Consider the following 19,192-nt stretch of genomic DNA (forward strand, 5'->3'; position numbering starts at 1 on the left):
GAAGTTTACGTTGAATGCGCCAAGACAAGGGCTATTTGCTAGCCTACTTATTGTAAGTTTTGCATTTCATACCTTTTTATTGGTAGTTGCAACAACACATCAGTTAAATGAAAACCGTGCCAGCCAAGGCCAACTCATGACCAGCCAATTGGTCACGGACAGCCTATCTGAACTCGAACCCGCAAATACGGTGTCATTGGCGCTGTTGGCAAATCGCTATGCGACCAATCCAAGCGTGGCTTCGATTCGAATACTGGATGCTAAAAAACAAGTGCTGGCAACCAGTGGTATGGCAAAAACTCGTCAAGGTGAAGTTTTTGTTCGTGATGCATTACAGAACGAGAAAAAAGTCGGCACAATTGAAATTACCTTGATCAAGCCAAGTATTGGTGAAATTTTACGGACCCAATGGCTGGCTATTTTAGTGTCCTTATTAATTCATACCTTTTTATGGTTGGCCTACCGTGCCATCGCTCGCCCAACGCGCAGTGAATTTTTGGCTCGCATCAACAATGAAGCCCGCTTAAAACACGAAATTCAACAACTGACTGAAGCACTTGAAGCGGAGAAAGCCAACCGCACGATTGCGATTGCCCAAGCTCAACAACAAGCGCAAGCCAAAGCAAAACCTGAACCCAAAACGCCTGTAACCACAACACTGGAAAATGACCAAGAGATTTTGGCGCTGAATATTCAGTACTATGATCCAAAACAACTGATGAATACGGTCAACCAGTCGGTTTCACTGCCTTATTTTAATTTATGTCAGATTTTTCTGAATAAAAGTATTGAACTTTGCGCACAGCATTTCAAATTGAATGCAAAAGATTTCACCATTCATCAAGAATTTAATCAGAATGGTGCAATCCTGAGTATTGATGCTGAAAAACCCAATGCAGCACAATCTATATTAATGGTTGGTTCGGTATTTCAATTATTGTCAGAAGTTCTGTATAAACGTTACCGTGAAGACAAGCGCTTTGTGTTACAGACACGTTGTGCGGTTACCACCTCAGTAGAAGCGATGCAACTTGATGCATCTCAAGCGGCTGAACGCTTGGTGAATCATTTAATTGCCAAAGAAATGGCATTGTATTTAAGCAATGATCAACTCAAGCATATTGGTGATTGTTATCAATTGGTTGCCTTACCAAATCCAACCAATGTGTTGACCCGTCACTCATTTATGATCAATGGTATGAATAATGACTGCGCTGAACTTGCACAAAATATTCGTACTGAGATTTTAAAAGGTAAGAAAAATACACCGAATTCTGAAGCAATCTCAGAGAATTAAGTATTTACCATCTATTAACCCTCCTCTTTTTTAAAGTGCGAGGGTTTTTCTTTTATTACGCTCAATTTCCGATAAGTTAATCTTATTTTTTTCGAAATGAGTGCCTGATCTTTATACTAAATCACGATAAATCAATTTTCTTCTCTTTTCATTGCCCTACAAGCTTGTGTATAACTATCTATCTCAAAGGAAGATGATAAGCATAGGCAAAATACGTAAAAACACGTTAGACTATGCTCCGAATGTACTCAATGAAAATGTCATACGACAGAACAAAAAGGTGAAGGTTGATGCCGCTCAATACTGTTGAAGAGCTTGTAGCAGATATCCGTGCAGGTAAAATGGTTATCCTCATGGATGACGAAGATCGTGAAAATGAAGGCGATTTAGTCATTGCTGCAACACACGTACGCCCTGAAGACATCAACTTTATGATCACCCATGCTCGTGGTCTTGTATGCCTAACACTAAGTCGTGACCGCTGTAAGCAACTCGATCTACCATTAATGGTCGACCATAATGGCGCACAACACAGTACAAACTTCACGCTTTCTATTGAAGCTGCAAATGGTATTACCACTGGTATTTCTGCCGCAGAACGTGCCCATACAATTCAAACTGCAGTTGCTGCTCATGCCAAACCTGCTGATATTGTACAACCTGGACATATCTTCCCATTGATGGCACAACCAGGTGGTGTATTACACCGTGCTGGGCATACAGAAGCTGGCTGTGACTTATCTCGTTTAGCGGGTTTAGAGCCGGCATCGGTGATTTGTGAAATTATCAATGAAGATGGCACGATGGCACGTCGTCCAGATCTTGAAGTATTTGCTGAGAAACATGGCTTAAAAATTGGTACAATTGCTGATCTGATTCATTATCGTATGACCAATGAACAAACTGTAGAACGTTTGGATCAACAAAGTATAGATACTGAATACGGTACCTTTGATTTATACCGTTACCGTGAAATTGGTAATCCAGACATTCATTTGGCTTTGGTCAAAGGTGAACCAAAACAAGGGGTGACGACTGTCCGTGTACATGGTTTCAATCCTGTACGTGATTTATTGAAACTCAATAAAAAAGATGGTGAGCCTGCTTGGAACCTTGATAAAGCACTCAAAACGATTGCCGACAGTGATCGAGGGGTTTTGGTCTGGATTGGTCAACGTCATCTATCTGACTTAGGCCCTGCTTTGGCAGAACTTGGTAAGCCAAAACCAACAAAATCAAATGCTGCACTTTCACAGCAATACCAAACAATTGGTGTTGGTGCACAAATTTTACGTGATCTTGGTGTTGAAAAGATGAAACTTCTCAGCTCACCATTACGTTTCAATGCATTATCAGGCTTTAATTTAGAAGTGGTGGAATACATCACTGCTGACCAAAAAACTGGTCAATAATTTTTAATCAGACTGCATTTATTACTCAATTAGGTTTTTAGTCGGGAAATAAAAGCAGTCGGTACAACCACTTATCTGTTAAATTATCGAGGTTGCCATGGCGATTCGCCGAATTGAAGGTTTATTACATCTCGCGAGCGAAGACCGTTACGCGATTTTAGTTGGTCGTTTTAACAGCTTTGTTGTTGAACATTTATTAGAAGGTGCAATTGATACATTGCATCGTCATGGTGTAAGCGACGATAATATCACTGTCGTTCATGCACCGGGCGCATGGGAACTTCCAGTTGTGGCTAAAAAACTAGCAGCTTCTGGTAAATTCGATGCAGTGATTGCACTTGGCGCAGTGATTCGTGGTAGTACGCCACATTTCGACTTCGTTGCAGGTGAATGTGCCAAAGGTTTAGGTGTAGTTGGTTTAGATACTGGCCTACCTGTAATCAATGGTGTATTGACTACGGATAGTATTGAACAGGCGATTGAACGCTCTGGTACAAAAGCAGGTAATAAAGGTGGTGAAGCTGCCCTTACTGCTATTGAAATGGTTAACCTGTTAAAGGCAATTTAAAGCATGTCGCAAACACTCCAAGCTACTTATGCAGCAAAACGTAAAGCACGTCGCTTTGCTGTACAAGGGATTTATGAATGGCAAATGAGCCACAACCCAGTGCATGAAATTGAAGCACGTACCCGTGTTGAAAACGCAATGCATAAAGTGGATCTCGGCTATTATCATGAGTTGCTCACAGCCGTGATCGCAAACCATGAAGCATTGGATGCTTTACTTGTTCCTGTTCTGGATCGTGAACTGAGTGCATTAGACGGTGTAGAACTTGCTACATTACGTTTAGGTGCATACGAACTCAAAGACCATCTTGAAGTCCCTTATCGAGTTGTACTCGATGAAGCCATTGAGCTGGCAAAACACTTTGGTGGTGCTGACAGTCATAAATACATCAATGGTGTATTAGATCGTTTAGCAACAAGCCTGCGTGAAGCAGAAAAGCAACAAAGTAAATAAGTTGTTTTTACATGGCTGAGTTTTCAATTATTGAGACCTATTTTAATCGTCAGCAGCAAACTGATGTTGATTTAGGCGTCGGTGACGACTCAGCTCTGCTCTCCCCGCCTTTGAATCATCAATTGGTGATTTGCACAGATACCCTTGTCGCTGGTCGACATTTTCCCTTAGAAACTTCTCCACATGCCATTGGCTGGAAATCTGTTGCTGTCAATCTGTCAGATATTGCTGCAATGGGTGCAAAACCCCACAGTATTTTACTCGCATTGAGCCTATCCCAAATTGATCATGACTGGCTAAAACAATTTAGTCAGGGTTTATATGATTGTTGCGATCAATTTGGCGTACGTTTAATTGGTGGTGATACCACGCAAAGTCCACATCTCACCATTACCGTCACCGCACTGGGCTGGATTGAAACAGGCAAAGCCATTACCCGTTCTGGCGCACAAGTCGATGATTTAATTGTAGTCAGTGGCTCGATTGGTGATGCCGCTTTTGGGCTAAAACATTTAGGACATCCACTACAACAACGTCTAGATTACCCAACACCGCGCTGCGAACTAGGCGCCATGTTAAAAGACTTGGCGTCCAGTATGATTGATGTTTCAGATGGGCTTGCTCAAGATCTCGGGCATATCTTAGACGCCTCTGGTGTCGGTGCAAAAATAAATTTAAATCAACTCCCGATTCAGCCAGCTTTAAGGCAACTCAGCGACAATGAGCAATGGAAATATGCTTTAGCGGGCGGAGATGATTATGAGTTATGCTTTACAATAACTATGCAAAATTATGCTAAACTTTTGCAATTAAAACCAAATGTAACCACTACAATCATCGGCCAAGTTACACAAAAATCTGGGATTGTATTTGAGAAAGATGGCTTAGACCATCCACTTCAACTTCAAGGGTACCAACACTTTGCATAAACCTCCGATTGTCTTTAAAAGTATGACATGGGCTGAACGCTTTATTGTGTTATGCGGTGTGGGCTTTGGTTCAGGCTTAGCACCTAAAGCACCAGGTACATTTGGCTCAGCGTTTGCGCTTTTGTTTATTCCGATTTGGCTTGCAATTGGTTTTTATGGCTCCATATTGGCCATCATAATCATGTCATTGGTCGGTATTTGGATTTGTGGGAAAACCGCAGAGATTATCCATGTACATGATGATGGGCGTATTGTTTGGGATGAATTTGCTGGGCAATCAATCACCTTCCTGCCTTTGATTTATTTAGGGCAAATGAATTGGATTTGGGCACTGGTTGGATTTGCACTGTTCCGTTTATTTGATGTCTGGAAACCATGGCCTATTCGTGTCATTGACCAAAAAGTTGATGGTGGCTTTGGGATCATGCTTGACGATATTATTGCAGGCCTCTGGGCAGCAATATGTATCGTGATTTATTTATATTTTAAAATGGCTTAAGCCAGATCTGTTAGGTGTGATATGTCTACAACTGTGATCATTCTTGCTGCAGGTAAAGGAACACGTATGCGTTCTAGTTTACCCAAGGTACTCCAACCGTTAGCAGGACGCCCACTACTCGGTCATGTGATTGAAACAGCAAAACAATTACAAGCAAAAAATATCATTACAATCTTTGGTCACGGTGGTGATCTAGTTCAAAATGCATTTGCACATGAAAATATTCAATGGGTAGAGCAAACAGAACAACTTGGTACGGGTCATGCCGTTAAAGTGACTTTACCTGTTTTACCCCAAGACGGCATTTCTTTGATCCTTTCTGGTGATGTGCCTTGCGTACAACAAAGTACCCTACAACGTTTGCTTGATGTATCCAGTCAAACAGGCATCGGTTTAGTCACATTAACGCTTGAAGATTCTACAGGCTACGGTCGTATCGTACGTAAGGATGGAAAAATCCAAGCGATTGTTGAACATAAAGATGCTTCTGATGAACAACGTCAAATTAAAGAAATCAACACAGGTATTTACTGTGTCAGCAATGCCAAATTACATGAATGGTTACCGAAACTCAGCAATGACAATGCTCAAGGCGAGTACTACCTCACTGATATCGTAGCAATGGCTTTAGCGGATGGTATGGAAATCGCATCCATTCAACCAGAATTGGCTTTTGAGGTTGAAGGCGTAAATGATCGTATTCAACTTGCAGCATTAGAACGTGAATTCCAAAACTATCAAGCTAAATTACTGATGCAACAAGGCGTGCATTTGATGGACCCTTCACGTTTTGATTTACGTGGTCAACTCACGGCGGGTTCTGATGTTCGTATTGATATTAATGTGATTATTGAAGGTCAATGTACTTTCGGAAATGGCGTTGAAATTGGTGCGGGATGTATTATTAAAAATACCCAAATTGCGGCAGGAACCAAAGTTCAACCGTATAGTGTTTTTGAAGATGCAGTAATTGGTGCAGATGTACACATTGGTCCTTTTGCACGACTACGTCCAGGTGCAAAATTGGCAGATGAAGTTCATATCGGTAACTTTGTTGAAGTGAAAAACTCTTCTGTTGGTCTCGGTTCAAAAGCCAATCATTTCACTTATTTAGGTGATGCAGAAATTGGTGCGGGTTCAAATATCGGTGCAGGTACAATTACCTGTAATTATGATGGTGCCAATAAACACAAAACCATCATTGGTGATAATGCCTTTATTGGAACCAACAACTCACTGGTTGCACCGATTAAAATTGGTCATGGCGCAACCACAGGTGCGGGTTCAGTGATTACCCATGATGTAGCAGACAACAGTCTTGCATTTGAACGTGCAAAACAAATTTCGAAAGAAAATTATCAACGTCCCCAAAAGGTCAAGAAATAAGAGGATATTATTATGTGCGGTATTGTTGGTGGCGTTGCTGAACGAAGCATTACAAATATTTTAATTGAAGGCCTAAAACGTCTTGAATATCGTGGTTATGACTCTGCGGGTGTTGCACTGGTTGATCAGGGGCAAATCTTACGTGAACGTCGTGTCGGTAAAGTTGCAAATTTAGAAGGTGCGGTTGCAGAGTCGAATATTTTAGGTTCTGTGGGTATTGCACACACTCGTTGGGCAACCCATGGTAAACCAACTGAAAATAATGCCCATCCGCATATTTCTGGCCATGTTGCAGTGGTACATAACGGTATTATTGAAAACTACCAAGAGCTTAAAGATGATCTTGAAGCTTTGGGTTATGTGTTTACATCACAAACCGATACTGAAGTCGTTGCTCACTTAATTACTGAAGCACTGAAATCATCACCAAATTTATTAAAAGCCGTTGAAGAAATCGTACCTCAACTGAAAGGCGCTTATGCACTGGGGATTGTACATACCGATTACCCAGATGAATTAATTGCTGTTCGTGAAGGCTCACCTTTAGTCATTGGTGTCGGTATCGGTGAGAACTTTATTAGTTCAGACCAATTGGCACTATTGCCTGTGACCAACCGTTTTATCTATCTTGAAGAAGGTGATATTGCGCGTTTAACTCGTGAAACGATTGAAGTTTTTGTTAATGATCAATTGGTTGATCGTCCAGTGAAAGAGCTGGATGCAACCGTGAGTAATGCCTCTAAAGGTGAGTATAAACACTACATGCTCAAAGAAATTTTTGAGCAACCTGAAGCAATTCAACAAACGATTTCTCAAGCTTTAAATGGCAATACACTACGAGAAGATTTCTTACAAAATGCAAACATAGATTTTAAAAATGTTCAGCAAATTCAGGTGCTTGCTTGTGGTACCAGCTACCATGCAGGAATGATTGCAAAATATTGGTTTGAACAGCTGATTGATCTGCCTTGCCAAGTCGAAATTGCCAGCGAGTTCCGTTATCGCTCGCCTGTGATTGTAGATAACACCTTGTATGTCTGTATTTCCCAATCAGGTGAAACTGCAGATACCTTGGCTGCATTACGTGATACACAAAAGCGTGCTAAAGCAAAAGGCTTAAATATCTACACCATGACGATTTGTAATGTCGCGACCTCGTCTATGGTTCGTGAAACAAATCATCATTTATTAACCTTGGCTGGTCCTGAAATTGGGGTCGCATCAACCAAAGCGTTCACCACACAGCTCGCAGCTTTGATGCTATTGACCCTTAAACTTGGTCAGGTTAAGCAAACCATTTCAGCTGAACGTCTTGATGAAATCGCTTCGGCGCTGTGGCATATCCCTAAAGTCATTTTGGATACCTTACAAAATGATACAGAAATTTTACGTTTGTCTGTTCTGTTTAAAGAGAAACAGCATTGCTTGTTCTTGGGTCGCGGTACAGAATTCCCAATTGCGCTTGAAGGTGCATTAAAACTTAAAGAAATTTCATATATTCATGCTGAAGGTTATGCTGCAGGCGAATTGAAACATGGCCCACTGGCATTGGTCGACAATGATATGCCTGTGGTGATTCTTGCACCGAATGATGACATGCTGGATAAACTTAAATCCAATATGGAAGAAGTCCAAGCACGTGGTGGTGAGCTGTTTGTTTTCGCAGATGAAAATAGCGGTATCGTGGCTAAAGATCGTCAACATGTTGTCTATGTTCCAACGGTCAATACTTGGTTAGCGCCGATTGCTTACAGTATCCCAGTACAGTTACTGTCTTATCATGTTGCGGTATTACGTGGTACTGATGTAGACCAACCTCGTAATTTAGCAAAATCAGTTACGGTTGAATAATCAATCAGTTACTCATTGAGCATATGTGTATGAAATAAATTAAGTTTCATACATATATCAATAGCTTAAGTAATCCACACAAAGCATGCGCTAAAATTGCATGAATGTGTGGATTTTTTATGCCTAATTTTTATAGAAACATCAATTTAAATAACCTCAACCAGAACAATCCTTCTAAATTTGAACTGACAAAATCCCTGAGCGAAAAATAGCCTTCTTTTTTACTTCGCATCAAAGTAGATAAGCCCGAAACTGAATCAGTCCGCTTTAAAACTTCATTCTGTTTTATTAAACCTAAGTGCCTTATGGCATCAGTTTTTTGAAATTTTGATTCACAATGCAATAAAAAATTAACATGAAGTTATTTGACAAAACAAACATATGAACATATATTCATATGTAAATAATCCAATTCAGAGGTCCTTATGGGACATAATCATAATCATCCCCATAATAGCCATAGTGATCACAACCACGCACATGTACCAGAAGCAACTACAGGAAATGAAAGAAAAATTCTGATTTCTTTCTTCATTATTTTCAGTTTTATGCTTGTTGAAGCTGCTGGGGGAATCATATCTGGTTCACTGGCACTGTTAGCTGATGCAGGCCATATGATGACGGATGCACTTGCATTAGGATTAGCATATGCAGCGTTTCGCTTTGGGCGTCGTACTGCGGATAAATCACGTACTTTCGGCTATATGCGCTTTGAAGTAATTGCAGGCCTGATCAATTCTCTAACCCTGTTTGGAATTGTTGGATGGATCGTCTATGAAGCAATTGTACGCTTTCAATCACCTCAACCCGTACTTGCAGGACCGATGTTTATCGTCGCAATTGTTGGTATGTTGGTGAATATCTTTGTTTTATGGTATCTCACACGAGATGATACGGATCATGTAAATATCAAAGGTGCAATTCTGCACGTGATGGGTGACTTATTGGGTTCTGTTGCTGCAATTATTGCTGCAATCGTCATCTGGTACTCAGGCTGGACACCGATTGATCCGATTTTGTCTGTACTTGTATCATTACTTGTATTGCGCAGTGCATGGTCTTTGTTTAAACAAACCATTCATATTTTGTTAGAAGGTGCGCCTGCCAATGCGAATACAACAGATATCACCACTCACTTATTAAAATCCGTTCAAGGCATTCAGAAAATTAGCCATATTCATGTATGGATGATTACTTCAGGAAGAGCAATGGCAACATTACATGTCCAACCTGAAGCAGGTGTTGATATCAAGACACTCACCGAACAAATTGAACATGAATTAAAAACCAAATTTGATATTGAACATCCAACTGTCGCGATTGATTGGCAAGGTGATAGCAGCTGTAGCCTTGAAAAACAGACAAAAATTGATCCTCATGCTGGACATAGTCATTAAGATCAATATGGATCAAGCACAAATTGCCACAAGGTCATTGATTGTTGCCTTGTGGCATCCACATTTTGCTTTTAATAATCGATTTAAAAAATAGAAAATTTAACCACACTGCTCTTCTGCAATATGTTTTGCCATATCAGACAAAACATGACTGACATGCGTATCAGCGATTTCATATAAGACTTGTTTGGCCTGACGCTCACTTTTCACCAAGCGTGCTGAACGTAATAAACGTAAATGATGACTAACCAAAGATTGCGACAAATCGAGTGCTTCACAAATATCGCCAACTGGACTAGGTCCACGCATACAGAATAAAAGAATTCTGAGACGTGAGGCATCTCCTAAAAGTCGAAAAGTTTCAGCCAGAATAATAATCTCGTCTTGCGATATTTCTGTTGAGCCGTCTTTAAAAGTCATATATTAATCACAATCGTTGTTCATAATTTTTCATCATAAAAGATTCTACTCTGGTGCTTCTCATAAGGACAAGACTTAATCGCGATAAAGTCTTTTTCTGGAGGTTCGGTTTTATCAAGCTTAAATAAAAAACCAATTCTTTATAAAGATTGGTTGAGTTGTAACTTCAGCTTCTTTCCACAAGCAATAATGGTTTTTCGATCGGCATCAATTGCGCCATAAGCAATCGCCATCACACGCATTTGCAGGGTAATATCATAATGCGGATAAGAGGCTGAGCGATGAAATAAACGGGCATCGATTTCCAACATTTGCGCAAAGTGATGTAATTCCTCCAGTGTATCTGCCATCAAATGACACCATTCTTGGCCTTTAAAAGGAACTTTTGCGCGATCGACATACACACTCATAACAAGATTCATTTTCCCTATTTCGGATTGATTATCCCATGAAACTCATCCATAAATGAATAAGGACAACTCATATGGATAATAGGTCAATAAAACTGAAGTAAATTGGGACTTTAGAAGACCTAACGAGTTGTGTGCTCTTCCCAATTCCGCATGATTTCAGTGATTGCATCATGGAGTACTTGATGAGATAAACCATCACGAGCCAAGACCGTAATCCCTTGTAGAAAACCATTAAATACCGCAGCAAAGGCTTCAACCTTGGTTTGGGCTACAAGCTCACCTGAATCAACTGCACGTTGAATACATTGTTCAAATCCCGCTCGTGTAAGTGCACGTTGTTCAGCCAATAAGCTTTGAACATGCTGATGTTCAGGTGAACAGGTATTTGCTGCAATTACAATAAAACATCCTTTAGGATGTGTTTTCTCTGTCTGCATTTTGGCAGAACGTCGTAAAGCCAATTCAATCGCATCACGAGGTGGTAGATGTTGATCCCATAAGCTGAGATTGACCTGACCATAAGTTGTTGTATAACGTTCAACGACTTCCTGAAACAATTTCTCTTTTGAACCAAAAGCTGCATAAAAACTAGGAGCTGTAATCCCCCCCCCAATCTTTTCTTTTAATAAAGCTAATGAAGTCGATTCATAACCATACTCCCAAAACAAATGCATCGCCTGTAGAATCGCCTCATCTCGGTCAAACGCACGGGGACGGCCCATTTTAGCCATTAAAAGCTCCTACTTCTACCCACTTATATACTAATCGATATAAAAGTTATTGACAACTTGAGCAACCGCACTTACATTTATATCGTTCGATACATAATTAATTAAAAAATGTTCAGCTCCCCAATGAGAGGAATCATCATGACTAACGACATTATCAAATCTATCATGAGTCGTACAACAACTAACCTATACGACCCAAGCATCACCTTGAGTGATGAGCAAATTTATGAACTGGTAAAAATCGCCACGACTGCACCCACATCTTTTAATTTCCAGAACTGGCATTTTATTGCAGTACGCACAGCCGAAGCCAAAGCTCGGCTACGTAAAATTGCTTGGGATCAGCCTAAAATTACTGATGCTGCTGTGACGTTCATCATTTGTGGTCAATTAATTGATTACCACATACTGCCAGAGCGTCTAACACCAGCAGTAGAAGCTGGGATCATGCCAGCAGAAATGCTATCCGTGCTAGAAAATGCTTCACGTGGTCTGTATTTTGAGCAACCGCAGCGTCAACGTGATGAGGCCATACGTACTGGGAGTATTGGTGCGACAGCACTCATTTATGCAGCTCATGCACTAGGCCTAGGCTCAACACCCATGATCGGTTTCGATGCTCAGGCTGTGACCAAAGAATTTTCCTTATCTGATAATGAAATCCCTCTTCTACTTCTTTCTGTAGGTAAAGCCCTCCCCGAAAACTGGCCACAAAAACCACGTCGCCCAGTTAATGAAGTGCTGGATTTTATTTAATCACACGGCTTAGATGCCATTTACCATAATGTATATATTACGTATCTAAACTAATAATCTTGGTTGTGGTCTTTTGCTATACAGTGAGATGAAATGGTAAGTCTAATGGGCGATAGCGTGGATTGAAGCCAGCTTCTAAGATCTAAGCGATAAGATGGTTTTGGTTGGTCATAGTAGAAAGCTCTGCGAAATAGATCTTTCTTGGAAAGCGCTAGTCACACTTCCTGAAGCCGAATAATCAGCTAAGATTATCCCATGAAATTCATCCATGATTGAATACAAATTCAAGGTATAGCAAAGCGTCATTTGATGCCAAAATATAATGAAAATTTATCCAGCCACACCAACCCATCTCAAGCAACTCAATCAGCTTGCCTGCACCACATATCGCCAACATTTTGCTGATCTTTGGTCAGAACAAGGCCTACAAAATTTTCTCGATCAAAATTTTAGTTTAGAAAATTTGTCCGAATCTCTGCAAGATCCTGATCAAATTTGGTTATTGCTTGAAAATGAACAAGCGCAAATTATTGGATATGCCAAGTTAAAGCTCAACCAATATGAACCACATTTAGATATTATTGGTGCAGAATTACAGAAAATTTACTTGCGTAAAGAAGCGGTTGGGAAAAATTTTGCATCTGCGCTTATGCAAAATGCGATTGATATTGCACGTGAACATCAACAAGCTTCTGTATTTTTGGAAGTATTAACAACCAATACCCGTGCAAAAAAATTCTATCAAAATTTTGCTTTTACAGAGAAATTAAGCATCGACTTTAAAACAGATTTATATGATATTGGTATGGATTTAATGCAACTCGAATTAACCTCAAGATAATGAAAAAATATCTGATTAGTGCATGTCTTGTAGGTGAAAATGTTCGCTACGATGCCAAGAACTGCCTACAAGACAAGCTTAAACAACTGCTAGACACTCAACAAGCCGTGGTGATTTGTCCTGAAGTTTCAGGCGGCTTAAGTACACCTCGACAGCCTGCTGAAATCGTAGGTGGTGATGGTTATCAGGTTTTAAGGGGACAAGCCAAAGTAAAAGACGCCAATGGTGATGATGTTTCGGCTGAATTTATTCTAGGTGCAGAAAAAACCCTAAAACTCGCCCAATACCATCAAGTTACACATATTATTTTAAAAGCCAACAGTCCTTCTTGTGGTTCACAGATGATTTATGATGGATCATTTTCAGGGCATAAAATATCAGGCAAAGGGGTTACTGCAGCCCTACTCGAACAACATGGCTTTAGCGTGCTCACTGAGGATGAATTTTTAAAACAGTTAGCGCATGAATAAGCACTATAAATAAAAAGAGAGCCAAGGCTCTCTAAATGAAACGTAAATTTTAAAATAGTATTATTGTTTATTTTCAGCCATTTTATCGGCTTTCGCTGCCCAATAGGTGGCTAAAACAGGTCCAGAAATATTATGCCATAAACTAAAAATAGCACTTGGCACTGCGGTTATTGGAGATGCAGCAAAATGTATCGCCGCTAAGGTCACACCTAAACCAGAATTTTGCATTCCCACTTCAATCGCAACAGCTTTGGAGTCAGGATAAGATAAGTTGAATAGACGACTTGCCCAATACCCTAATAAAAAGCCTAAACCATTATGTAAAATCACCACACCCAAAATCAGCAAGCCCGATTGCAAAATTGAAGCCTTACTGGCTGCAATAATTGCTGCCACGATCACTACAATGGCAACCACAGAGATCAAAGGCATCACTTGAATATATTGCTCGGTCTTTTGTTTAAATAGGCTTCTTAAAATCACGCCCAAAATAATTGGAAAAATCACCACTTTAAGAATATCGATAAACATTGAACCCGCATCAATCGGAATCCACTGGCTGGCTAACACATAGAATATTGCAGGTGTCAAAATAGGCGCTAAAAACGTTGAAACAGATGTACATGTGACGGATAAAGCAGTATTTCCTTTGGCCATATAGGTGATGACATTGGATGCTGTCCCTCCGGGGCAACAGCCGACAAGGATTACCCCTACCGCAATTTCGGGTGGTAAATTAAAAACTTTACAGAGAAAGAATGCCACACTAGGCATCACCACAAAATGTGCAACGACACCGATCACAACTGCTTTGGGATTTGACAAGACATTCTTAAATTCGTCCACGGTCATGGTCATGCCCATCCCCAGCATGATAATCCCTAAAACCCATGGAATATATGCTTTCATCCAGACAAATGCTGCTGGAAAACATAAGGCAATAAAAGCAAAGACCACAACCCATAGGGCAAAAGTTTTTTGTACAAACTGACTAAAACGTAAAATTGCTGACATTGTCCCTACCCAAGCAGATTGAGGATTTCGGCTTATCTTAAAACAAGATGTTCTAAAGCAGTAATATTTCTCAAATGATGCAAGTCTTGATGCTTATGCTGCGTTGAAAATCTCTTTTGAGATCACGCGTTTTACACCGACAGCCAGCATTTCCTGCCATGCGTGTTGTAAAGAACCATGTAAATCAATCGCTTTGGTCGCGTCCGAAATCACGAAGGCTTTAAAGCCTAATTTGGCGGCATCCATGGCCGTCCATGCGACACAGAAATCTGTTGCAATCCCCACGATATACACCGTATCTATACCACGCTCTTTAAGATAGCCCGCCAAACCTGTAGTTGTTTTATGATCGGCTTCCATAAAGGCTGAATAGCTGTCAATTTGAGAACGAAAGCCTTTACGAATGATCAGTTGTGCAGTTGGTATGTTTAGATCAGGATGAAATTCAGCATCTTTACTCCCTTGTACACAGTGTGATGGCCACAATACTTGCGGGCCGTAATCTAATTGAATCAGCTCATAAGCTTTACGGTTGGGATGATTCTCAACAAATGAAATATGGTTTTCAGGATGCCAATCTTGGGTCAGTACGATATTGTCAAAATGTAGTGCCAATTGATTGATGGTTGGAATGATTTGCTCAGCATGAGCAACTTCTAAATTTCCCCCTGAAGTGAAACCATTTTGTACATCAACAACGATCAAGGCACTACGCTCAGATTGCAACATTTCCCTACCCTTATATTGGCCAAATGACTATTATTTTAATCGTAAAAATTTAAACACTCGATGACTCAACATACAATAAAAAAGCCTACATTTGCGAGCGTCTTATCAAAATCAATCGTGAAATCATCTAGAACGGTTCGCTAGATTCTAAACGGCGAGACTCCGCCGCCCAATAGAAAATTGTTTTCTAGCGCGAATAGATTTTACCCAGCATTGGGATTAAAACTGCACGCTGTTCAAGTTTGATAAAAAACTGAAAATTAAAAAAAATTGCTTGGAAATGTGAGTGATTTGTTGCTTTTGTTAAAGAATTTCCAAGCTTTGACTAAAGCATATTGTTCTGACACGCTGAATCAGTCATAATTTGCATAAGCATTAGGCAATCTTTAAGATGATTGTTTCACGCTCAAATCAAAATACTGCAACCATCCCAATCCTTGTTTACTCAAACGCATGTGGATGGAAAAATAGGATATTTTTTTAAAATGACTCAGCAAGCACAGACCATTCAAGGCTCAATTGTCGCAATCGTCACCCCTATGTTTGAAGATGGCAGCGTAGATTGGAAGGGTCTCGAGAAGCTCGTTGAGTGGCACATAGAACAAGGCACTAATAGTATTGTTGCTGTCGGTACAACTGGCGAAGCATCTACTCTTAGCATGGCAGAACACACAGAAGTAATTAAAGAAATTATCCGTGTTGCCAATAAACGTATTCCAATTATTGCCGGTACTGGTGCAAACTCGACACACGAAGCGATTGAACTCACCAAAGAAGCCAAACAACTCGGCGCAGATGCCGCACTTTTAGTTACCCCTTATTATAACAAACCAACGCAAGAAGGTTTATTCCAACACTATAAGGCTGTTGCTGAAGCTGTTGATTTACCTATCATTCTTTACAACGTACCTGGTCGTACTGGTGTAGATCTGCACAACGACACCGCGATTCGTTTAGCAGATATTCCTCAAATCGTAGGAATTAAAGATGCGACTGGCGATGTTCCCCGTGGTAAAGAGCTGATTGATGGCTTAAAAGGCAAAAACATGGTGGTGTATTCAGGTGATGATGCGACTGCGAGTGAATTGATTCAGTTAGGCGCCCACGGCAATATTTCAGTGACAGCAAATATTGCACCAAAAATCATGAGCGAACTTTGTGCCGCTGCAATTGCAGGTGATGCTGCAACAGCGAAAAGCAAAGATGACCAAGTTGCAAAATTAAACAATATTCTATTTTGCGAATCGAACCCAATTCCAGTGAAATGGGCACTTCATGAAATGGAATTAATTGGTACTGGCATTCGCTTACCATTAACTCCCCTAGCAGAACAATACCGTGCACCACTGCGTGAAGAACTCAAAGCAGTGGGTCTCATTTAATAAGAGCTTAGTATTATGCAATTACGTTTAGGTTTAACTCTTGCCATTTCAGCTTTAAGCTTGGCGGGTTGTAGTTCCCTTGGAATCAGCAATGGTTCTTTAGATTATAAAAACACGACCACTGTAGAGCCACTTAGCTACCCTGAAGGTTCAACAGTTAGACCTGCAACGCCAATGTATCCAGCTCCTATTGTTGACCCTCTTGCACTTCAGCATGCACCAAAATTTGAAAATAAACGAGGCAACCGTTACGAGGTTCCTCGTCCAGATGTTGCTCAAATCAGTGCACCTGCTGATGAAGTTTCTGTATCAACTGAAAGTGTTGGTCGTCCTCAAATTTTAACTGATGGAAATGGCAATCCACTGATCAAAATTGATGGAAATTCTGCTACAATTTGGCAGTACGCACTTGCGACCCTCAGTAGCTTAAATCATAAGGTTATCGGCCAAAGCAAAAATGCCAATGAGGCAACTGTAAAAATCGATAATTCAACTTATGTATTGAAGCTTAATTCTGTAGGTTCAAGTAACACACTTGCTGTGTTTAACGCCGATAATAGCTTTGCAGACAAAGAAAAAGCTGCAGAACTATTAACCCAGATTTACCAAAACTGGCCAGCCTAGTCGTTCTAGGCAATTTTTTTTTGCAAAAGGTTCCCCCATGTTAAAACAAACCTTGCTCTATACTGGTAAAGCGAAATCTGTTTATGAAACAGATAGCGCGGATCATCTAATTCTAGTTTTCCGTGACGATGCTTCTGCATTTAATGGCGAAAAAATAGAGCAACTAGACCGTAAAGGTAAGGTGAACAACCGTTTTAATGCCTTTATCATGGAAAAACTGGCTGCAGCTGGTATTGAAACACACTTCGAAAAACTTCTTTCTCCAACTGAAGTTTTAGTGAAAAAATTGCAAATGATCCCTGTTGAATGTGTAATGCGTAATTATGCTGCAGGTTCATTATGCCGTCGTTTGGGTGTCGAAGAAGGTTTAGAGCTTGTTCCACCAACATTTGAATTGTTCTTCAAAGATGACGCTTTAGGCGATCCTATGGTGAACGAGTCTCAAGCAATTGCATTGGGTTGGGCAAATGCTGAACAATTGGCACAAATGAAAGAATTGACTCAAAAAGTCAATGTTGTGCTGAAAGACTTATTCGCTCAAGGCAACATGCTTCTTGTTGATTTTAAACTTGAATTTGGCGTGTTCCATGACCGTATCGTATTGGGTGACGAATTCTCTCCAGACGGTTGCCGTCTATGGGATAAAGACACCAAGAAAAAACTCGACAAAGACCGTTTCCGTCAAGGTTTAGGTGGTGTTGTTGAAGCTTATGAAGAAGTGGCTACTCGTATTGGTGTAGATCTTTCAGATATCTAATTTTTAGATACTGATTCTTCAAAAACCGAGCTTTTTAGCTCGGTTTGTTATTTTAAGATGCTGATTTTTCTAATAGGTAATCATATAAATTTTCACCAGCTTTTTTCTGAAAGCGGTTTTCAAACAAAGGTACTAAAAACTCAGGATTAATTTGTGGAAAACTGATGTCCTCAAAATCTTCATCGGAGGAGTCTGCATATTGAATAATGACAATAATTTCTTCACCGTGTTGGTTTTTTAATTTTCCTTGTATTCTTAAATCTTGTAATGCTTGAATAATGGTCTTTTGATAGTGCGCTTGCAATTCACTATATTGCTCATCTGTATAATCCTCTCCCAAGTCCTGATACAAAGCCGTGATTGCATCGTGAACACGATTATTGGCAGTACTTGAACAACTCCATTCTGAAATCCACCACGCTTCATAGACGTCTTCAAAGGTTTTTAATTGTTCTAATGTGCATCCTACATAAAAGAAACCACAGAAATCCTCAACCATTCCCAAACCAATAGCACATAAATGCTGATCTTGTGTAAGCTGCTGAATCTCAGCGAAAGCATCTTGAATGTCTTGGTAAATCACTGAATATAAATGCTCTTTATTCATCATCATGTTCTTATCATTCACAATTTCAATGCAGAGTTTACTATCAAAGCATAAATTCTGTATATAAACCATTCGCCTATGTTGGCATTTAGCATTCGTAAAAAATTCAGCAATCGACGACTTAAAAAATACTGTAAATTATTTTTGAAAAAGCGTTGCGATGAAACTTTAAACATTAAAACTTGACCTTACAATTATGGTAAGGTTTATCTTAAGTTTAAGTCTTCTTAGAGCAGGGTGAGATATGGAATTTTATATTGAAAATATGACCTGTGGTGGTTGTGCACGTGGTGTAACCAAAGCAATTCAATCTGTAGATGAAAATGCCAAGGTGATTGCCGATCCACCAAGTCACAGCGTTAAAGTTGAAACAACAGCAACACAGCAACAAGTGGTTGACGCATTATCAGAAGCGGGTTTTCCTCCACGCTAAGCTGATTGAATAAAGTGAAAAGGGCTATCAATTTAAGGTAGCCCTTTTGCATTAAAGCAAATATAAACTGATCAAACTGGGCTTTTGCTGATGTAAATTGTTGATCATCACTATATTTCATCAACTTGATTCAATATCATCGCCTCATCACTGAGCCGTTTAAAATTATATGGTTTATCAATAATTTCAAAAGATTGTGCATCAAACTTCCTATAAAACATCG

22 protein-coding genes are annotated in these 19,192 nt (G+C 40.0%); 16 read left to right on the top strand and 6 right to left on the bottom strand.

Features of this window, described 5'->3' with window-relative positions:
- Positions 1–10 precede the first annotated feature (10 nt).
- The 9 genes from L3V46_RS21225 (at position 11) to L3V46_RS21265 (ending at position 9,792) form a co-directional block, all read left to right on the top strand.
- Complete coding sequence (locus L3V46_RS21225; protein ID WP_096732514.1) at positions 11–1,297, top strand: hypothetical protein; 1,287 nt, start codon at positions 11–13, stop codon at positions 1,295–1,297.
- Positions 1,298–1,587: 290 nt separating this feature from the next.
- Positions 1,588–2,709 carry a bifunctional 3,4-dihydroxy-2-butanone-4-phosphate synthase/GTP cyclohydrolase II gene (gene ribBA / locus L3V46_RS21230; protein ID WP_004818315.1) on the top strand — a complete coding sequence of 374 codons (1,122 nt, stop codon included), beginning with the start codon at positions 1,588–1,590 and terminating at the stop codon, positions 2,707–2,709.
- Between the two features lie 97 nt (positions 2,710–2,806).
- On the top strand, positions 2,807–3,277 hold the full coding sequence (gene ribE, locus L3V46_RS21235) for a 6,7-dimethyl-8-ribityllumazine synthase (RefSeq protein ID WP_004718750.1): 471 nt from the start codon (positions 2,807–2,809) through the stop codon (positions 3,275–3,277).
- A gap of 3 nt (positions 3,278–3,280) precedes the next feature.
- Positions 3,281–3,730, top strand: a complete 450-nt coding sequence (gene nusB / locus L3V46_RS21240; RefSeq protein WP_004718751.1) for a transcription antitermination factor NusB — start codon at positions 3,281–3,283, stop codon at positions 3,728–3,730.
- 11 nt (positions 3,731–3,741) lie between these two features.
- Positions 3,742–4,659: a thiamine-phosphate kinase gene (gene thiL, locus L3V46_RS21245; protein WP_004818314.1), complete on the top strand. Its 918-nt coding sequence runs from the start codon at positions 3,742–3,744 to the stop codon at positions 4,657–4,659.
- 22 nt (positions 4,660–4,681) lie between these two features.
- Positions 4,682–5,158, top strand: a complete 477-nt coding sequence (locus L3V46_RS21250) for a phosphatidylglycerophosphatase A (protein WP_239046802.1) — start codon at positions 4,682–4,684, stop codon at positions 5,156–5,158.
- 21 nt (positions 5,159–5,179) lie between these two features.
- Complete coding sequence (gene glmU, locus L3V46_RS21255; protein WP_239046683.1) at positions 5,180–6,544, top strand: bifunctional UDP-N-acetylglucosamine diphosphorylase/glucosamine-1-phosphate N-acetyltransferase GlmU; 1,365 nt, start codon at positions 5,180–5,182, stop codon at positions 6,542–6,544.
- A 12-nt stretch (positions 6,545–6,556) separates the two neighbouring features.
- On the top strand, positions 6,557–8,395 hold the full coding sequence (gene glmS, locus L3V46_RS21260) for a glutamine--fructose-6-phosphate transaminase (isomerizing) (protein WP_239046684.1): 1,839 nt from the start codon (positions 6,557–6,559) through the stop codon (positions 8,393–8,395).
- A 425-nt stretch (positions 8,396–8,820) separates the two neighbouring features.
- Positions 8,821–9,792 (top strand): cation diffusion facilitator family transporter, encoded by a 972-nt coding sequence (locus L3V46_RS21265; protein WP_239046685.1) that lies wholly within the window; start codon positions 8,821–8,823, stop codon positions 9,790–9,792.
- Positions 9,793–9,891: 99 nt separating this feature from the next.
- Here the strand turns inward: L3V46_RS21265 and L3V46_RS21270 are convergent, their stop codons facing one another.
- The 3 genes from L3V46_RS21270 to L3V46_RS21280 form a co-directional block, all read right to left on the bottom strand.
- Positions 9,892–10,212 (bottom strand): metalloregulator ArsR/SmtB family transcription factor, encoded by a 321-nt coding sequence (locus tag L3V46_RS21270; protein WP_004718782.1) that lies wholly within the window; start codon positions 10,210–10,212, stop codon positions 9,892–9,894.
- Positions 10,213–10,352: 140 nt separating this feature from the next.
- Entirely contained in the window at positions 10,353–10,622 is a 270-nt protein-coding gene (locus L3V46_RS21275) for a DUF4031 domain-containing protein (RefSeq protein ID WP_004718783.1), read from the bottom strand.
- A 122-nt stretch (positions 10,623–10,744) separates the two neighbouring features.
- A complete protein-coding gene (locus L3V46_RS21280; protein WP_239046686.1) occupies positions 10,745–11,356 on the bottom strand; it encodes a TetR/AcrR family transcriptional regulator in 612 nt (203 codons plus the stop codon).
- A 138-nt stretch (positions 11,357–11,494) separates the two neighbouring features.
- Here L3V46_RS21280 and L3V46_RS21285 point away from each other — a divergent pair, with 138 nt between their 5' ends.
- From L3V46_RS21285 to L3V46_RS21295, 3 genes are all read left to right on the top strand, one after another.
- Positions 11,495–12,112: a nitroreductase family protein gene (locus tag L3V46_RS21285; RefSeq protein WP_239046687.1), complete on the top strand. Its 618-nt coding sequence runs from the start codon at positions 11,495–11,497 to the stop codon at positions 12,110–12,112.
- A gap of 322 nt (positions 12,113–12,434) precedes the next feature.
- Positions 12,435–12,953, top strand: coding sequence for a GNAT family N-acetyltransferase (locus L3V46_RS21290; protein WP_239046688.1), 519 nt, complete (start codon positions 12,435–12,437; stop codon positions 12,951–12,953).
- Positions 12,953–13,423: a DUF523 domain-containing protein gene (locus L3V46_RS21295; protein ID WP_239046689.1), complete on the top strand. Its 471-nt coding sequence runs from the start codon at positions 12,953–12,955 to the stop codon at positions 13,421–13,423. The genes L3V46_RS21290 and L3V46_RS21295 overlap by 1 nt, the downstream gene beginning before the upstream one ends.
- A 60-nt stretch (positions 13,424–13,483) precedes the next feature.
- On the opposite strand, the gene L3V46_RS21300 is transcribed toward L3V46_RS21295, so the two are convergent.
- Both L3V46_RS21300 and pncA read right to left on the bottom strand, forming a co-directional pair.
- Positions 13,484–14,437 (bottom strand): bile acid:sodium symporter family protein, encoded by a 954-nt coding sequence (locus L3V46_RS21300; RefSeq protein ID WP_004718792.1) that lies wholly within the window; start codon positions 14,435–14,437, stop codon positions 13,484–13,486.
- A 93-nt stretch (positions 14,438–14,530) separates the two neighbouring features.
- A complete protein-coding gene (gene pncA, locus L3V46_RS21305) occupies positions 14,531–15,166 on the bottom strand; it encodes a bifunctional nicotinamidase/pyrazinamidase (RefSeq protein WP_239046690.1) in 636 nt (211 codons plus the stop codon).
- Between the two features lie 485 nt (positions 15,167–15,651).
- On the opposite strand from pncA, the gene dapA reads away from it, so the two are divergent.
- Genes dapA through purC form a run of 3 tightly spaced genes read left to right on the top strand, consistent with a single transcriptional unit; the run spans position 15,652 to position 17,929 of the window.
- A complete protein-coding gene (gene dapA / locus L3V46_RS21310) occupies positions 15,652–16,548 on the top strand; it encodes a 4-hydroxy-tetrahydrodipicolinate synthase (RefSeq protein WP_004718795.1) in 897 nt (298 codons plus the stop codon).
- 15 nt (positions 16,549–16,563) lie between these two features.
- The gene (locus tag L3V46_RS21315; protein WP_239046691.1) at positions 16,564–17,172 is read left to right on the top strand and encodes a lipoprotein-34 precursor (NlpB); all 609 of its coding nucleotides are present in this window, start codon (positions 16,564–16,566) and stop codon (positions 17,170–17,172) included.
- A 37-nt stretch (positions 17,173–17,209) separates the two neighbouring features.
- The gene (purC, locus tag L3V46_RS21320) at positions 17,210–17,929 is read left to right on the top strand and encodes a phosphoribosylaminoimidazolesuccinocarboxamide synthase (protein ID WP_004818291.1); all 720 of its coding nucleotides are present in this window, start codon (positions 17,210–17,212) and stop codon (positions 17,927–17,929) included.
- Between the two features lie 52 nt (positions 17,930–17,981).
- Here the strand turns inward: purC and L3V46_RS21325 are convergent, their stop codons facing one another.
- On the bottom strand, positions 17,982–18,542 hold the full coding sequence (locus L3V46_RS21325; protein ID WP_239046692.1) for a DUF4303 domain-containing protein: 561 nt from the start codon (positions 18,540–18,542) through the stop codon (positions 17,982–17,984).
- A gap of 238 nt (positions 18,543–18,780) precedes the next feature.
- On the opposite strand from L3V46_RS21325, the gene L3V46_RS21330 reads away from it, so the two are divergent.
- The gene (locus L3V46_RS21330) at positions 18,781–18,969 is read left to right on the top strand and encodes a heavy-metal-associated domain-containing protein (protein WP_004818287.1); all 189 of its coding nucleotides are present in this window, start codon (positions 18,781–18,783) and stop codon (positions 18,967–18,969) included.
- Positions 18,970–19,192 lie beyond the last annotated feature (223 nt).

The sequence above is a fragment of the Acinetobacter sp. AG3 genome (assembly GCF_022343575.1).
Classification (GTDB): domain Bacteria; phylum Pseudomonadota; class Gammaproteobacteria; order Pseudomonadales; family Moraxellaceae; genus Acinetobacter; species Acinetobacter guillouiae.

Excerpts from the sequence above, each read along its gene's own strand:
- ribBA (WP_004818315.1), top strand. The coding sequence starts at position 1,588 with ATGCCGCTCAATACTGTTGAAGAGCTTGTAGCAGATATCCGTGCAGGT.
- ribE (WP_004718750.1), top strand. The coding sequence starts at position 2,807 with ATGGCGATTCGCCGAATTGAAGGTTTATTACATCTCGCGAGCGAAGAC.
- nusB (WP_004718751.1), top strand. The coding sequence starts at position 3,281 with ATGTCGCAAACACTCCAAGCTACTTATGCAGCAAAACGTAAAGCACGT.
- thiL (WP_004818314.1), top strand. The coding sequence starts at position 3,742 with ATGGCTGAGTTTTCAATTATTGAGACCTATTTTAATCGTCAGCAGCAA.
- L3V46_RS21250 (WP_239046802.1), top strand. The coding sequence starts at position 4,682 with ATGACATGGGCTGAACGCTTTATTGTGTTATGCGGTGTGGGCTTTGGT.
- glmU (WP_239046683.1), top strand. The coding sequence starts at position 5,180 with ATGTCTACAACTGTGATCATTCTTGCTGCAGGTAAAGGAACACGTATG.
- glmS (WP_239046684.1), top strand. The coding sequence starts at position 6,557 with ATGTGCGGTATTGTTGGTGGCGTTGCTGAACGAAGCATTACAAATATT.
- L3V46_RS21265 (WP_239046685.1), top strand. The coding sequence starts at position 8,821 with ATGGGACATAATCATAATCATCCCCATAATAGCCATAGTGATCACAAC.
- L3V46_RS21270 (WP_004718782.1), bottom strand. The coding sequence starts at position 10,212 with ATGACTTTTAAAGACGGCTCAACAGAAATATCGCAAGACGAGATTATT.
- L3V46_RS21275 (WP_004718783.1), bottom strand. The coding sequence starts at position 10,622 with ATGAGTGTGTATGTCGATCGCGCAAAAGTTCCTTTTAAAGGCCAAGAA.
- L3V46_RS21280 (WP_239046686.1), bottom strand. The coding sequence starts at position 11,356 with ATGGCTAAAATGGGCCGTCCCCGTGCGTTTGACCGAGATGAGGCGATT.
- L3V46_RS21285 (WP_239046687.1), top strand. The coding sequence starts at position 11,495 with ATGACTAACGACATTATCAAATCTATCATGAGTCGTACAACAACTAAC.
- L3V46_RS21290 (WP_239046688.1), top strand. The coding sequence starts at position 12,435 with ATGAAAATTTATCCAGCCACACCAACCCATCTCAAGCAACTCAATCAG.
- L3V46_RS21295 (WP_239046689.1), top strand. The coding sequence starts at position 12,953 with ATGAAAAAATATCTGATTAGTGCATGTCTTGTAGGTGAAAATGTTCGC.
- L3V46_RS21300 (WP_004718792.1), bottom strand. The coding sequence starts at position 14,437 with ATGTCAGCAATTTTACGTTTTAGTCAGTTTGTACAAAAAACTTTTGCC.
- pncA (WP_239046690.1), bottom strand. The coding sequence starts at position 15,166 with ATGTTGCAATCTGAGCGTAGTGCCTTGATCGTTGTTGATGTACAAAAT.
- dapA (WP_004718795.1), top strand. The coding sequence starts at position 15,652 with ATGACTCAGCAAGCACAGACCATTCAAGGCTCAATTGTCGCAATCGTC.
- L3V46_RS21315 (WP_239046691.1), top strand. The coding sequence starts at position 16,564 with ATGCAATTACGTTTAGGTTTAACTCTTGCCATTTCAGCTTTAAGCTTG.
- purC (WP_004818291.1), top strand. The coding sequence starts at position 17,210 with ATGTTAAAACAAACCTTGCTCTATACTGGTAAAGCGAAATCTGTTTAT.
- L3V46_RS21325 (WP_239046692.1), bottom strand. The coding sequence starts at position 18,542 with ATGATGATGAATAAAGAGCATTTATATTCAGTGATTTACCAAGACATT.
- L3V46_RS21330 (WP_004818287.1), top strand. The coding sequence starts at position 18,781 with ATGGAATTTTATATTGAAAATATGACCTGTGGTGGTTGTGCACGTGGT.